Source organism: Streptomyces sp. WG7 (genome assembly GCF_049975785.1).
Lineage (GTDB): Bacteria > Actinomycetota > Actinomycetes > Streptomycetales > Streptomycetaceae > Streptomyces.
Window position 1 is genome coordinate 99,684 of record NZ_JBNGGE010000017.1, and the last position, 13,954, is coordinate 113,637.

Sequence of the window (13,954 nt, forward strand, 5' to 3'; positions counted from 1 at the left end):
GGCCCTGTACCTGGGGGCCGTGACGCGTCCCCGCCCATCGCTTCCGCTGGAGAGAGGCCCCATGCTCCGGGTGCTGATGTTCGTCGTACCACTGGCGTTGAGCGTCTACGCGTTCATCGACTGCATCAGCACGAAGGACGCCGACATCCGCCACATGCCCAAACCGCTGTGGGCGATCCTCGTACTGCTCTTCCCGCTGGTCGGCTCGATCTCCTGGCTCATCGCCGGCAAGAAGCGGCAGCCGGCGGGCGCGTCGCCCCGGCTGGGCGGCGGCCGGCGGCAGTGGGTCGCGCCGGACGACAATCCCGAGTTCCTGAAGTCCCTCGGCAAGGACGAGGAGAAGGGCGGGCAAGAAGACCGGGGCGACCGTGGCGAGGGCGGCCCGTCGGACACCGGCCGGAGCGGCCCCGAGGACGACGAGGACCGCAGGGGCGGCAGGCGGGACGAGGCCTGACGCTCCTCCGCGTCAGGCCCTGGTCCAGCTCCGTCAGATCCTGGTCCAGCGCTGGGAGGCGGAGCCGGTACACGTCGTGGTCGTCAGGCCGACCATGGACGCCCGGCGGTTGAGATCGAGGCAGCCGCCCGTGGTGAGGCTCCTGATCGAACCGTTCGCCCCCTCCCGCCACTCTCCGCCCGCCTGGCCGCAGGCGGCCCTGACGAGCCAGGCGTTCGCACTCCTGGCGTGGACGCACTGGGCTGTCCCCACGTTGAGGATCCTGAAGGCCCCGCCCGAGGTGCTCTGGAAGCGGAAGACGGCCATGTCGCCCGAGCAGTCGCCGTCGTCGATGGGGTAGCCGACGTACATGCACTTCCCGCTCGACCCGTTCTTCAGCATGAAGCTGTCCGACGTGGACCCGCCGCCGCCCTCCGAGCCGCCGTTGCCGGACCCGCTCGCCCCGGGCCCGCTCGCCCCGGACCCGCTTCCCGAGCCGGAGGCACCCGAGCCGGACGACTCTCCCGCACCGGAGGATCCACCCGCTCCGGAGCCCGAGCCGCCGGAGCCCGAGCCGCCGCCGGACGCTCCTGTCGCGGCAGCCGCGTCCCCGCCCCCGCCGGGCGCGGTGCCGTCGCCGGCCTGGCCTCCGCCCTCCTCCCCTTCCCCGCTCTTGTCCTGCGTGTCCTTCGCGTCCTTCTTCCCGTCGTCGGGACTGCCGGAAGCGGAGGCGCTCGGGCCGGTAGGGCCGGTCGAGCCGGTGGCGGAGTCCGCGGGGCCCGGGGTGGCGGTTCCGGTGGCCGCGGGCGGCGCGCCCGCGGCCCGGTCCTTGTCCGATTCGCTCATCACGTACGGCAGCAGCGTGACACTCAGCGTCGCCCCCGTCACCACGACCGGGACCACGAGCGCCAGCACCTTCGTACGCCGCCGCCGCTCACGCTTCTCCGGCTGCCCGCCCGTGACCACAGGGACGGACGGTACGGAAGGGGCCGCCTCGTCCGGCTCGGGAAGCTGCACGGGCTCCGGAACCGTCGAGGCGAAAGCCGCCCGCTCGGCCAGCGGACCGCTCACCGTCTCGGGCCACAGGGGCGGAGCGAACGGCCCGTGCCGCTCCGCGATCTCCACCAGCTCGGCCGCCGTCGGCCGGCCCTCGTGGTCCTTGTCCAGGCAGGACGCGACGACGTCGGCGAGTTCGGCGTCCAGCTCCCGCAGCGGCTGGAGGTCGGGTTCCTCGTGCACGATGCGGTACAGCACGGCGTGCCCGGACTCGTCGCCGAAGGGCGGCCGGCCGCTCGCCGCGTACGCGATCACCGAGCCGAGCGCGAAGACGTCGACGACGCCGCTCGACGCCCGTTTCCCGGACGCCTGCTCGGGCGACATGTACGCGGGCGTGCCCACCACCATGCCGGTCTGCGTCAACTGGCTCTGCTCGGCGGCCCGGGCGACCCCGAAATCGATGAGGGTGAGGCCGTCGAGGGTCAGCATGACGTTGGACGGTTTGAGGTCGCGGTGGACCATGTCCAGCGCGTGCACCGACGCCAGTGCGGTGGCGGCCTCCCGCAGGACGAGCCACAACGCCTCCGCGGGCAGGGGCCCGTGCAGGTCGACGGCCTCGCGCAGGGTGATGCCGGGCACGTAGGCGGTGGCGAACCACGGCGGCCGGGCGTCCCGGTCACCGGCGAGCAACGGCGCGGTGGCCTCCTCGGGCAGACGCGCGAGGTTGTCCAGCTCGTGCCCGAAGCGGCGGAGGAAGTCGTTGTCCTCGGCGATCGCCGTCGGCAGCACCTGTTTGACCGCCGCGTACCGGCCCTCGTGGACACCGAGGTAGACGCGGCCCATACCGCCGACGCCGAGCCGGCCCAGCAGCGGGATCGGTCCGATCCGGCGCGGGTCGTCATCCTCCAGCGGCTCGGCGCCACTGCCCGTGAGGCCGCTTCCGGCTTCCCCGCTCAACTCTCTCCCCGTTCACCGGCTGCCGCGAGCCCCGGTGTGGGCGGCCACGGCCACAGATCGAAAGCTACATCTTTAGCACGTCCACCCCAAGTGCCGCTCTGGGAACCGCGTGTGATGGGGCGTCAGGCAGATGTCAGGCGGACCGCGTCAGCGACTCGATCCGGGCGGCGGTGAGTGCCCGGTCGAAGGCCCGTACGTCCCTGATGGCGCCGGGGAAGAAGTCGCGGGGCTCCCCTTCGTAGGACGCCCGGCCGATCATGAAGGCACCGGTGGCGGGGACCGGGCCGGTGTCCTCGACGACCGCCTCCTGGACGCCGTTGACGTACAGCCGCAGCTTGCGGGCCTGGCCGTCGCAGACGCCGGCCAGGTGGGTCCAGACGTTCGGGACGGGCTCGGTCCGGCCGACGGCGCGCAGGTCGGGGCGGGCGAAGGCCCAGCCGTTGTCCGCGCTGGAGTACTGGAGGTAGAAGCCGCTGGCGGTGCCGCCGTCCTGGCTGACCGCGGTGGCGAAGACATCCGGCACGACGGACAGCCGGACCCAGGCCGCGACCGTGAAACTCCGGCCCGCTCCCGTCTGCAGCACCGGTTCTGCGGTCACCATCTGACTGCCGGTCCCGTCGAAGGCGGCACCACCGCCGCCGGGCTGCCATACGACGCCGGTCGCGGTGGCCTCGTGCCCGCCGGCGGTGTCCCGCGCGACCGCCCCCGACGCCTCGTCGAGGGGCCAGTGCCCGACGGGTCCCGGGGGGAGCGGGGTGGCGGCGGGGGGTGAGGACGAGGGCGCCGGCGCGGCGCCGGGGCCGGGGCCGTCCGAGGTTCCCGACCGGTTGAGCCAGAATCCCGTTCCGACACCGAGCGCGGCGACCGCTCCCGCACCGGAGAGCAGGAAGGCCCGGCGGCTGCGGCCCCCGCGCTCACCCCGCGCGGTCGGGCGTACGTCCGGAGGGCCGGGCGTCGGCGGCCGCCCGGTGTCCACCCGGGTGGCCGGGTGGGCCAGGGGCGTCGCGGGAGGAGGCGGGGCGACCAGGGTGGGCACCGCGTCCGTACCGGTCGGGCGGAGGGACGGCGTCCACTGGCCGGCGCCGGGCAGGGCCGTGGCGCTCTCGTCGCCCGGCGGGCCGACCCGGGCGAGGATCTCGCGCGGTGTCGGACGGCGGGCGGGGTCCTTGGCCAGGCAGTCGCCGATCAGGGCGCGCAGCGCCGGGTCGGTGACGGCGTCCACGTCGGGGGCGTTGTGCACGACGCGGTAGAGGAGCGCGGGAGTCGGCCCGCCGCCGAAGGGGTTGGCGCCGGTCGCCGCGAAGGCCAGGACCGCGCCCAGGCAGAAGACGTCGCTGGCCCAGGTGACCTCGTCGCCGTTGACCTGCTCGGGGGACATGAATCCCGGGGAACCCGCCATGTGGCCCGTTCCGGTGATCGACTCGGCGTCGACGCTGCGGACGATCCCGAAGTCGATGACGCGCGGCCCGTCCTCGGCGAGCAGCACGTTGGAGGGTTTGAGGTCGCGGTGGACGAGGTTCGCGGCGTGGATCGACACCAGCGCCTCGGCCAGCCCGGCCGCCAGCGCGCACACCGCCCGCGGGTCGAAGGGCCCCCGTTCGGCGACCGCCTGGTCCAGCGACGGTCCGGCGATGTAGCTGGTGACCAGCCACGGCAGGGCCGCGTCCGGGTCGGCGTCGACGACGGGTGCGGTGAAGGCCCCGCTGACCCGCCTGGCCGCCTCGACCTCACGGCGGAAGCGGTCGCGGAACTCCGGCCGGCGCAGCAGTTCGCCGTGCACCACCTTGACCGCGACGAGCCGTCCGCCCGGGGAACGGCCGAGGAAGACCCGGCCCATGCCGCCCGCACCCAGCCGGCTCAGCAACCGGTACTCCCCGACCGAGCGCGGGTCGTCCGGCTCCAGCGCTGACACAGATGCCTCCCGGCGTGCGGTCTCCGCCCGTCCTCTCCCCGTACGGGCAGGCCAAGCATAGGGGCAGCCGCACCTCGTTCCCCGAACCGGACGTCGTCCCCCCGTCCCAGCTCCGCCGGAATCGGCGCAGGTCATCAGGCGGGACGTCCCTGAGAGCCCCCGGGACGTCCCGGAGTCTCCCGAGACGTCCCCGAGTGCTTGCCCATCGGTGGGCGCGAACCCAGGATCGACACCGCCGGGCGAGGCCCCGTCCACCGGCCGGGCCCTCGACGCAGGAGCAGGAGTCTGGAGACGCATGAACCTCAGGAAAAAGCTCGTCGGTGCCACCAGTGTCCTCGCGGTCTCCGCGGGCCTTCTCGGAGCGGGCGTCGTCACCGCACCCGCCGCGCACGCCGCTTCGACCTGTACGACGGCGGTGCTGACGAACATGGGCGGCCACTACTACGCGAACCAGCCGTCCACGAACAGCTGGTCCACGAACTGCCTCCTCTCGCAGGGCAACCAGGGCTACGCGGTGGAGGCCCTCCAGCGGTCGTTGAAGAGGTGCGTGAACTCGTGGACGCAGAACAACGTCGTCATGGACGGCATCTACGGACCGAAGACCGCACAGGCCGTGAGGTACGCGCAGGCGAAGTACGGCGTCGCGGTGGACGGCGTGTACGGGCCCGACACCCGTGACGCCATGCGCTGGTGGTCGGAGAACTACGGCAGTGGCGGCGACGCGTGCCGTAGCTGACGGGACCGCCCGCACGGGCCGTCCACCGCCGCGGCCCCGCCCACCGCGAGGCGGGCCCACACCCATTCCGTTCCCGATGGAAGGAACCCCATGAACATACGCCGTACCGCGGCTTCCCTCGCCACCCTCGGACTGGTCGCCACCGGCGCGGTCGTCGGCACGGCGGGCACCGCCCAGGCCGCCACCCACTGCCAGGGAACCTCGACGTACTCCAACCAGTACGGCGACTACCTGAAGCCGACCACGACGAACGGCAGCCGCAACGTCAACTGCCTCCTCTCCAGCGGTGACGGCTTCGACGGTGGCGGTCAGAACGCGGCCGTCAAGCAACTCCAGCGGTCGCTGAACAGGTGCTTCGCCGGCGCGGACCTGGACGTGGACGGCATGTACGGGCCTGCCACCGTCAACAAGGTGAAGGAGGCACAACGGAGCAAGGGCATCGCCGCGGACGGCGTGTTCGGCCCGGAGACCTCCCGGTACATGAACTGGGCGATGAAGGGCGCCACCGGCTGCACGTACGGCGGCGTCGCCTAGCCGACAGCTCGTGGCGGCCCGCCGACGGGGGTGGCGGGCCGCCACATCAGCGGGCGTACGCGGCGAACTTCTCGATGGCGGCCGGGGTGACCGGAGTGAAGAAGTTGACCAGGTTGCCGTCGGGGTCGCGGACCAGGAGCGCGCGGTTGCCCCAGGGCATCGTCGTGGGCTCCTTGACGAAGTCCGCCACGAACCCGGTCAGATTCCGGTGCACGCTGTCCACGTCCTCGACGAGGAACTCGATGATGACGCTGCGGTTGTCGGCCGGGGCGGCGGAGCCGGGCGCGAACAGCGGAACGGTCCGGGTACCGCCGATCGCGAGGGTGCCCGATGCGGTGCGCAGCTCGGCGAAGTCCTCGGTGGGCCGGCTCGCCCGCACTCCGGTGGCGCGCTCGTAGAAGCCGACGAGGCGGGCGACGTCGTCCGTGATGACGCGGATCGAGACGAGGTTCATGGATTCACTCCTGGTCGTTCGTTCGGCCGTTCGTTCGTTCGGCCGGTCGCGCTGATGACCGCACGCTACGAGCGATACCGGACAGAATCCGACCGGTATCCACGGCAGACTTCCAGGCATGTCCCGCCCCGTGTCCCGCGTGCTCACCCTGCTGGAACTCCTCCAGGCGGGAGGCACCCGCACCGTGGCCGAACTCGCCGACCGGCTCGGCGTCGGCGAGCGCACGGTGCGCCGGTACGTCGACCACCTCGTCGACCTCGACATCCCCGGGGAGTCGGTGCGCGGCCGCTACGGCGGCTACCGGCTCGGCCCCGGCCACCGCATGCCTCCGCTCATGCTGACGACGACGAGGCCCTGGCCGTGTTGCTCGGCCTGGTCGCCGGCCGGCGGACCGGGATCACGGCGGCGGCGGTCACCCGTCCTGGAAGACCGCTTCGGCCGTTGACGCGGTGACCGCGCGGGCGAGCCAGTGCCGGAGGACCTCGGGGTCACCGCATTCCATGATGCGCGTGCGCACGTCGTCGGAGACGTCGAGACCGCGCTGTTCCAGGACCAGCAGGACATCCAGGGCGCCCTGCTGCACGCGGCCCTGCTCACGGCCTTCATCGCGTGACGGAGGTTGAGGATGGAACCGGTGGAATCGGCGGAATCGGTGAAACCCGGCACGCTCGTCCACGACCCGCGCACCCGCAGGGTCGGCGAGTACCGGGAAACGGCGGGCCCCTGCGCGATGCTGCGTCCCGTCGGCGGTGGCCGGGAGTGGCAGGCGGACCCGGCGCTGATCCGGGCGGCGACGGCCGAGGAACGGCTGAGCGCCGGCGTCTGGGCAGCCAACAACCGTTCTCTCACCGGCGCGTTGGCAGCCGAACCGCTGGTCAAGGTCGGACCGCCGCCCGAGCCGGTCGCCGGCTGCGCCACCTGTGCCCGGCTGGCCGAGCGGCGCGCACACGCGCGTGCCACCGGTGACGGCAGCGCGGAGACCGACGCCGATGTGCTGCTGGCCCGGCACCAGCGGCATGAGCACCGTGGCCGTCGGCTCTTCCGCTACGTACCGTTCACGATCGTCCAGGACCCCTCGGCGCTCCCCGAGTACCAGGCGCACTGCGTGTCCGGCGACGAAGCCGACTGCGGTGCCACATCCGGCCCGTGCCCCGCCCCGGCGGATGTCGAGGAGTGGCAGCGCGGGCACACGCAGGAGACCCGGCACACCCGCTACCGGCGCTGCTTCGCCGACTACGCGGTACTGGAGTGCCGCGCCTGAGCCGGGCGGCGTCCTCTGGTCCGCACGCTGGTCCGAACCCCCGGTTCACGCATCGTCGTCCGCCGACCGTGCCAGGTACGCGTGGTTGTCCTGGATGAGGCGGTCCAGCGCGTCCCTGGCGGCCGCGAGGCCGTCGATGGCCCCGGACAGCCGGGCCCGCTCGCGGGCCATGATCTCCAGTGCCTGCCGTGCCCCGTCCTCGCTCGGCTCGGACATGCAGGGCACCATCTCGGCGATGGTGCCGCTGGAGATGTCCGCCGCCAGGAAGGCCCGCACCAGGCGCACCCGCTGGACGTGCTCCTCCTCGTAGTGGCGCTGTCCGCTGGGCGAGCGGGAGCTGACGAGCAGGCCCTGCTCCTCGTAGTAGCGCAGCGACCGGCGGCTGGCTCCCGTCCGGGCGGACAGTTCACCGATCCGCATGCCGAACTCCCCCATACGTCTGACCACTTGACCCTGACATTGATGTGAGCTTTTAGGTTAACTCCATGCTGAAACTCATCTTCATGATCAACCGCGCCGAGGGAATGCCGTACGAGCGTTTCGTCGAGCACCACCGGGACCGGCACGCGCCGCTGTTCACCTCCATCCCGGAGGCGGAGCGCCATGTGCGCAAGTACACCGTGTCCCACCCGGTCCCCGCCGAGAACTACCCGGACCGGGCCTACGACGGCCTGACGGAGATCTGGTTCGAGGACTGGGAGGGCCACGACGCCTTCTTCGCCTCCGACAACTACCGGACACTGGTCCACCCCGACGAAGCACGCTTCATCGACATGGACTCGGTGGCCGTGATGGTCACCGAGGAGAAGCAGATCATCTGACGGACGACTCGACGGACGGACACGGACTCGGACCCGGCTCTTGCGGTGGCTGTCCTAGGCTGCGGGCCGTGACGCCAGACGACCGCCGTCTCCGCACCGTCGACCTGGCCCGGTCGGCCGGTCTCTCGACGCAGCAGATCCGCAACTACGAGGACGCCGGTGTCCTTCCCCCGGCCGGGCGGACCGAGTCCGGTTACCGCGTCTTCGGGGAGGTGCACCGGCACGCGCTGCTGACGTACCGGGCGTTGCGGAAGGGGTACGAGCCGCTGACGGCGACGCGGATCATGCGGGCGGTGCACGACGGGGACGTGCCCGGCGCACTCGCCCTGGTGGACGCCGCGCACGCCGCCCTGCACGAGGAGCGGGTGTCGCTGCGGGCCGCGAGCGACGCGCTGGATGCGCTCGCCCGGGACGAGCCCGAGCCGCTGACCCGCCCGGGCGGCGGCCTGCGCATCGGCGAGGTCGCCGCGCTGATCGGCGTACGGACGTCCGCGCTGCGGGTGTGGGAGGCGGCGGGGCTGCTCACGCCCGGCCGGGAACGCGGCACCGGGTACCGCGTGTACGGTCCCGCCGACGTGCGCGACGCACGGGTCGTGCGCACGCTGCGCCGCAGCCACCACCTCTTCGACCAGATCCGCCCCGTCCTGGCCGGGCTGCGGCGCGAGGGCGGCGGCGAGGCCCTGCGGGTGGCGCTCGGGGCGCGCGGGCAGCTGCTCACCGCGCGGACCCGGGCGATGCTCGCGGGAGCGGGTGCCCTCCACGCCTATCTGGAGCGCACCGGCTCCGAGTGAACGACAGCACTCCGAACCGCCGTTCGAGAAGCCATCCGTTCCGTTGAACCGTGGCGACACATCACGTGCGCGGTCGCGGCCACGGCATTCCCTTGGTCGGGTCTGTTACACCTGCGAACGGAGACTCCCCTCGTGCGAATGACCGACATCCAGCGCTGCGAGATCCGGCCGGGGCGCCTCGTCGAGTGGACGCTCAGTCCCAGGACCCTCGACATCGCGGCGTCGTTGCCCGAGGACACCCGGCCACCGGCGTACATCCAGGAGTCGCACATCCGCACCGCCCGGTCGGTCCGCGAGGGCGGCCTGTCCGTGCCGACCTGGCTCGGCACGGCCTTCGACATCCCGGGCCCGGTCGATCTCGACGTACTCCAGGAGGCGCTGCGGGCCTGGACCCTCCGGCACGAGACGCTGCGCAGCGGCTTCCGCTGGAGTGGTGCGGCCGGTGACCCGATGCGGCGTTTCACCCTCGACGCGGACGCCGTCTCCCTGCACCGCGAGGACGTCGGCGACTTCCCGGACGCCTCCGGTCTGGCCCGCCACCTCCAGGCCCGCTTCGACCACGTCGCGGACGCGCTGCGCTGGCCGAACCTGATCTACGCGGCGGTCGTCCGCGACGACGGGGTCAGCGTCTACATGGCCTTCGACCACAGCAACGTCGACGCCTACTCCATCTACCGCATCCCCGCCGAGATCGACGAGTTGTACACGGCGGGCGTCGAGGGCCGGACCGTGCCGCGTCCGCCGGTCGGCAGCTACGTCGACTTCTGCGAGGCCGAACGGGCCGACGCGGACCGGATCGACGGCTCCCACGACATCGTCGCCCGCTGGCGGGAGTTCATCCGGCGGTGCGGGGGGCGGCTGCCGTCCTTCCCCGTCGACCTCGGCGTGGAGCCCGGCGGCGCGCTGCCCGAGCAACGCCTCCTGCGCGAACCGCTGGTGGACGCCGCCGACGCCGCCGCCTTCGAGGCGTACTGCCGTCCCTACGGCGGCAGCCTGATCGGCGTGCTGGCCGCCACCGCGCTCATCGTCCACGAGATCGGCGGCGCGCCCGTCTACCGCACGGTCGTGCCGTTCCACACCAGGTCGCGGTCCCAGTGGTCCCAGTCCGTGGGCTGGTACGTCGGCGGCGCACCGATCGAGATCCCCGTGGCGGGGGGCCAGGACTTCCCGAGCACCCTGCGCACCGTACGGGCCGAACTCCAGGCCAGCCGGCGGCTGTCCCGCATGCCGATCGACCGGGTGCTGCGCCTGCTCGGCACGGACTTCCGGCCCACGTCACCGGACCTGTACTCGATCGTGTCCTACGTCGACGCCCGCGACGTCCCCGGCTCCGGCCGCTGGCCGGACCGGACGGCGTACGCCCTGCTCCGGGTCTCGTACGGCGACCAGATGTGCGCGTGGGTCACCCGGCTCCCGGAGGGCCTGTGGTTCGCGAGCCGCTACCCGGACACCGACATGGCGCACAAGAACCTGCGCCTGTACGTCGAGCGGCTGCGGGACATCGTCACGGGCGTCGCACGTCCACGTCCCTAGGAATGCCGCCGCCTTTTCGCACCTCTTATTGCGCCGCTCCCTTACCTCTCTCACCCGTCAGGCTCGGCCAGAGTTTGCGAACCGCATCGGATGTGTAATGTTCCAACGTGTCGGAACCCGCAACCTTTTCCCTCGAGCCATTGACAGATCAATGTGCTTCGATTTGCGCTCGCAAGGAGCATGTAGTCCTCGGCGTCAGCCCGGGGAACAGCTATTTCCGGGTCGCTCTGCTCACTGATCTGCTTCGCTGGCTCAGCGACAATTTCGCGCGGGTGGACGTCGTCGTCCCGGACGCGGCACTGATCCACACCTTCACCGCTCTCGGCTACGCGCCCGAGCGGGCGGCCGGCAAGGTACGGGCCGAGATCAACGTGCTGCGCAACCGCGTCGTGCGTGCGTGGGCCGCCTCGGGCGGCCCACGCGGCGGCGACGGCGTCCACCTGATGTCCGAGCTCACCGACCGGGTCGCGTACCGGAACGCGCTGGCGCGGTGCGAGGCGGCGGTGCGCACGGACCCGGAGCTGCGGAGGGCCTGCCGGACCGCCAGCCGGGAGGTGCTGCTGTCCCGGCGTCCCGCGAGGGAGCCCGTCGACGAGGAGGTCGAGACAGGACTGCGCTATCTGCTCGCGGAACTGCCGTTCTTCGTCGCCTCGGCGGACATCTTCGACGTGCCGTCCTCCCTGACCTTTTACCACCGCCCCTTTCCCCTCGCCAATCTGATCTTTTCGAGACGCACACGACTTGCGGTCTCGGAACGGCAGGCCTATGCGCTCGTCCGGCCCGTCGACCTCTCCCCCCTCCCCCTCAGAACCACGACACGGTAAGGGAATCCACCCATGAGCATCGAGGCGCTCACCCACCCCGATCCCTACGCCAATCTCGCGGCGTCGTACGACCGGCTGGCCGAATGGGCCGTCACCGAACAGCAGGAATCCGCGCGCGGCCACATGGCCGATTTCCTCCAGGCGTTCTGGAAAACCAAGCCCGGCCCGGTGCACCGGGTGCTGGAACTGTGCTGCGGTACCGGCCTGATGCTCGCCGAACTCACCCGGCGCGGCTACGCCATGACCGGTCTCGACCGGTCACCGGCGATGCTGGAACAGGCCAGGCGGCGGCTGGGCGAGGACACCGTCCTGATCCGGTCCGAACTGCCGGAGATCCCGGACGACATCGGCGGGTTCGACGCCGTCATCAGCGCCGCCGGCGGGTTCAACTACCTCTCGGAGCGGCGGATCGACGCCACCCTCGCCGCCGTGGCCCGCTTGCTCCCGCCCGGCGGGACGTTCGTCTTCGACGTCTACGGCCAGGGGTTCTTCACCAAGCTCTTCGACCCGTCCGCACCGCGCGTCATGGCGCTGGAGATGGAGGACACCTCCTACATCTGGACGTTCACCACGGCGGCCGGCGACGCCCACTACGACATGGCCTACAGCCAGTTCCACCGGGACGAGAACGGCACCGGGGACTCCTGGGTCCGCACGCGGGACCTGCACCGCTTCTACAAGCTGCCGCACGACACCGTCCGCCGTCTGGCCGCCGAGCACGGCTTCACCGAGGCCGAGGTCCACGACAACTACACGTCCGCACCCTCCGGCCCGCACACGCTGTACGACACCTGGACCCTCACCCGGGGCACCGGATGACCGCCGCCGACATCCGGGCGGCGAACCTGGGCGACCCGGAGCTCCGCCGCGCCTACGCGGCGTGCGAGTCCTTCCTCCGGCGCAACTTCGTGAAGCACTACTTCCTGCTCCGGCAGCTGCTGCCTCCCGGAAGACGCCCCTACTGGGACGCGGTGCTCACGTTCTCCATCCACGTCGACACCCTCATCGACGACGCCCGTGTGCCGGTCGCGGAGCGCGTCACCCGCTACGACGCCTACCTCCGCGACCTGTTCGCCCTCCTGGACGGGGAGGACCCCTGGACCGGCCCGCCGCAGTCACGCCAGGACGACCTCGGCCGGACCTCCGCCCGCGCCTTCGCGCACTTCACCCGCGTCTGGGACATCCCCCGCAGCTCCGTCCAGCTGGCCGCGACGAGCATCGCCGCCGATCTGCACGTCACCGAATACGCCTCGTTCCCGGATCTGGAGCGGCACATCCGCAGGACCGGCGGCGAGTACAACCTGTGGCTCAACGCGCTGCTCGGCCCCCGCGCCCACCACAGCGAGGAGGCCAAGGAACACGCCATGGCCGCCATCCTCGGCCTCCAGCTCACGGACAACCTCCGCGACCTCCGCGAGGACCTCGCGGACGGCCGGCTCTTCCTCCCCCTCGCCGACCTCCGGGCGTTCGGGATCGACCGCGCCGAGCTGGAGGCGGCGGCCCGGGACCGCCGCATGACCGACGGACTGCGCGACCTGGCACGCTTCGAGGCCGAACGCGCGCGTGGCTACCTGGACAGAGCCGCCGACTGGTGGCGCTGGGCGGACGCCGGCGCCCGGGAGCTGCCCCGGCAGTACGTGCGCATGGCCGGGTACATCCTGCGCCAGGTCGCCCACTCCCGCCACGACGTCTTCCACGCCCCCGCCCTCCGAGGGCGGCTGGCCTGCATGACCTCCTCGGGCGCCAGCCTCACCCTCGGCTACGCCCGCAGGGCGGCCGGCCGCCGCTTCACGTCCCCCGGGAACACGGCGGGCCGCACGCACACCCCGGAAGGGAACCGCCCGTCATGATGCCGGACCAGCTGGACACCATCGGGGACTACTACGACTCCCACGCCGGGCTGGCGCACGCGGTGCTGGGCACCCGGGCCATGCACAAGGGCTACTTCACCGGCGCCGGGGACCCCGCCACGTACGCCGAGGCCGCCGACCGCCTCACCCGGACGGCCGGACGACGGCTTGGGCTCGGCCCGGACCACGCCCTGCTCGACATCGGGTCCGGCGCGGGCCAGCCGGCGGTGCTCCTGGCCGAGGAGACGGGGTGCTCCGTCACGGGCGTCGACGCCACCCCCGGCCAGGTGGCCGCCGCGCGGCGACTGGCGGCGGGCGCGACGGCCCCGGACCGGATCTCCTTCGAGACCGGTGACGCCAGGCAACTGCCCCTCCCGGCGGACTCCTTCGACCGCGTCCTGATGATGGAGGTCGTCTCCCACCTGCCCGACACCCTCGCCGAGGGCAAGGCGGCGGCGTTCGCCGAAGCGGCCCGCTGCCTGCGCCCCGGCGGCCTGCTGGCCCTGGTGGACATGGTCCTGCCGCCCGGGGACGGTGAGCCCGAGGGCGGGGGCTGGATGGACGACGTACCCTCCGTGCACCTCAGCACCCGGCGACGACTCCTCGGACTCCTCACCGCGGCCGGGTTCGACATCCTCGAAGTCGAGGACCTCGGCCGGAACACGTGCCACAGCGGCCCCCGGACCCGGCGGGAGTTCGACAGCCGCCGCCCGGTACTGGCCGACACCTACGGACCCGACGCCGTCGAGCGGATCGCCCCGGTCATGGAGCAGGTGGCCGAGGCCGACGAGCACCTCGGCTACGTCCTGATCACCGCCCGGGCACGACCGAGGCCGGCCCCCTGACACACGT

16 protein-coding genes and 1 pseudogene are annotated in these 13,954 nt (G+C 72.3%); 12 read left to right on the forward strand and 5 right to left on the reverse strand.

The features are described from left to right. Window positions 1-61 precede the first annotated feature (61 nt). Entirely contained in the window at window positions 62-454 is a 393-nt protein-coding gene (locus tag ACP4J0_RS19235) for a PLD nuclease N-terminal domain-containing protein (RefSeq protein WP_426599891.1), read from the forward strand. A 33-nt stretch (window positions 455-487) separates the two neighbouring features. Here ACP4J0_RS19235 and ACP4J0_RS19240 read toward each other — a convergent pair whose 3' ends face one another. Both ACP4J0_RS19240 and ACP4J0_RS19245 read right to left on the reverse strand, forming a co-directional pair. Continuing rightward, complete coding sequence (locus ACP4J0_RS19240) at window positions 488-2,386, reverse strand: protein kinase domain-containing protein (RefSeq protein ID WP_426599892.1); 1,899 nt, start codon at window positions 2,384-2,386, stop codon at window positions 488-490. Between the two features lie 133 nt (window positions 2,387-2,519). Beyond that, window positions 2,520-4,298, reverse strand: coding sequence for a protein kinase domain-containing protein (locus ACP4J0_RS19245; protein ID WP_426599893.1), 1,779 nt, complete (start codon window positions 4,296-4,298; stop codon window positions 2,520-2,522). 295 nt (window positions 4,299-4,593) lie between these two features. Between ACP4J0_RS19245 and ACP4J0_RS19250 the strand changes: the two genes are divergently transcribed. After that, window positions 4,594-5,034: a peptidoglycan-binding domain-containing protein gene (locus ACP4J0_RS19250; RefSeq protein ID WP_426599894.1), complete on the forward strand. Its 441-nt coding sequence runs from the start codon at window positions 4,594-4,596 to the stop codon at window positions 5,032-5,034. Between the two features lie 90 nt (window positions 5,035-5,124). Further along, a complete protein-coding gene (locus ACP4J0_RS19255; protein WP_426599895.1) occupies window positions 5,125-5,568 on the forward strand; it encodes a peptidoglycan-binding domain-containing protein in 444 nt (147 codons plus the stop codon). Between the two features lie 46 nt (window positions 5,569-5,614). On the opposite strand, the gene ACP4J0_RS19260 is transcribed toward ACP4J0_RS19255, so the two are convergent. Further along, window positions 5,615-6,022: a VOC family protein gene (locus ACP4J0_RS19260; RefSeq protein WP_426599896.1), complete on the reverse strand. Its 408-nt coding sequence runs from the start codon at window positions 6,020-6,022 to the stop codon at window positions 5,615-5,617. 118 nt (window positions 6,023-6,140) lie between these two features. Between ACP4J0_RS19260 and ACP4J0_RS19265 the strand changes: the two are divergent. Continuing rightward, window positions 6,141-6,439: pseudogene (locus tag ACP4J0_RS19265) on the forward strand (helix-turn-helix transcriptional regulator); the annotation flags it as partial. On the opposite strand, the gene ACP4J0_RS19270 reads toward ACP4J0_RS19265, so the two are convergent. Beyond that, the gene (locus ACP4J0_RS19270) at window positions 6,435-6,605 is read right to left on the reverse strand and encodes a hypothetical protein (RefSeq protein ID WP_426599936.1); all 171 of its coding nucleotides are present in this window, start codon (window positions 6,603-6,605) and stop codon (window positions 6,435-6,437) included. The pseudogene ACP4J0_RS19265 and the gene ACP4J0_RS19270 sit on opposite strands and share 5 nt — an antisense overlap. A gap of 42 nt (window positions 6,606-6,647) precedes the next feature. Here ACP4J0_RS19270 and ACP4J0_RS19275 point away from each other — a divergent pair, with 42 nt between their 5' ends. After that, window positions 6,648-7,283: a hypothetical protein gene (locus tag ACP4J0_RS19275; RefSeq protein WP_426599897.1), complete on the forward strand. Its 636-nt coding sequence runs from the start codon at window positions 6,648-6,650 to the stop codon at window positions 7,281-7,283. Between the two features lie 45 nt (window positions 7,284-7,328). Here the strand turns inward: ACP4J0_RS19275 and ACP4J0_RS19280 are convergent, their stop codons facing one another. Then, the gene (locus ACP4J0_RS19280) at window positions 7,329-7,703 is read right to left on the reverse strand and encodes a MerR family transcriptional regulator (protein WP_426599898.1); all 375 of its coding nucleotides are present in this window, start codon (window positions 7,701-7,703) and stop codon (window positions 7,329-7,331) included. Between the two features lie 65 nt (window positions 7,704-7,768). Between ACP4J0_RS19280 and ACP4J0_RS19285 the strand changes: the two genes are divergently transcribed. From ACP4J0_RS19285 to ACP4J0_RS19315, 7 genes are all read left to right on the forward strand, one after another. Beyond that, a complete protein-coding gene (locus ACP4J0_RS19285; protein WP_426599899.1) occupies window positions 7,769-8,104 on the forward strand; it encodes an EthD domain-containing protein in 336 nt (111 codons plus the stop codon). Window positions 8,105-8,172: 68 nt separating this feature from the next. Then, window positions 8,173-8,895, forward strand: coding sequence for a MerR family transcriptional regulator (locus ACP4J0_RS19290; RefSeq protein WP_426599900.1), 723 nt, complete (start codon window positions 8,173-8,175; stop codon window positions 8,893-8,895). A 132-nt stretch (window positions 8,896-9,027) separates the two neighbouring features. Next, window positions 9,028-10,428, forward strand: a complete 1,401-nt coding sequence (locus ACP4J0_RS19295) for a condensation domain-containing protein (RefSeq protein WP_426599901.1) — start codon at window positions 9,028-9,030, stop codon at window positions 10,426-10,428. 107 nt (window positions 10,429-10,535) lie between these two features. After that, window positions 10,536-11,252: a tRNA-dependent cyclodipeptide synthase gene (locus tag ACP4J0_RS19300; protein ID WP_426599902.1), complete on the forward strand. Its 717-nt coding sequence runs from the start codon at window positions 10,536-10,538 to the stop codon at window positions 11,250-11,252. Between the two features lie 12 nt (window positions 11,253-11,264). Continuing rightward, entirely contained in the window at window positions 11,265-12,071 is an 807-nt protein-coding gene (locus ACP4J0_RS19305) for a class I SAM-dependent DNA methyltransferase (RefSeq protein WP_426599903.1), read from the forward strand. Then, window positions 12,068-13,102, forward strand: coding sequence for a squalene/phytoene synthase family protein (locus ACP4J0_RS19310; RefSeq protein WP_426599904.1), 1,035 nt, complete (start codon window positions 12,068-12,070; stop codon window positions 13,100-13,102). The genes ACP4J0_RS19305 and ACP4J0_RS19310 overlap by 4 nt, the downstream gene beginning before the upstream one ends. After that, on the forward strand, window positions 13,099-13,947 hold the full coding sequence (locus tag ACP4J0_RS19315) for an SAM-dependent methyltransferase (RefSeq protein ID WP_426599905.1): 849 nt from the start codon (window positions 13,099-13,101) through the stop codon (window positions 13,945-13,947). The genes ACP4J0_RS19310 and ACP4J0_RS19315 overlap by 4 nt, the downstream gene beginning before the upstream one ends. Window positions 13,948-13,954: the final 7 nt, after the last annotated feature.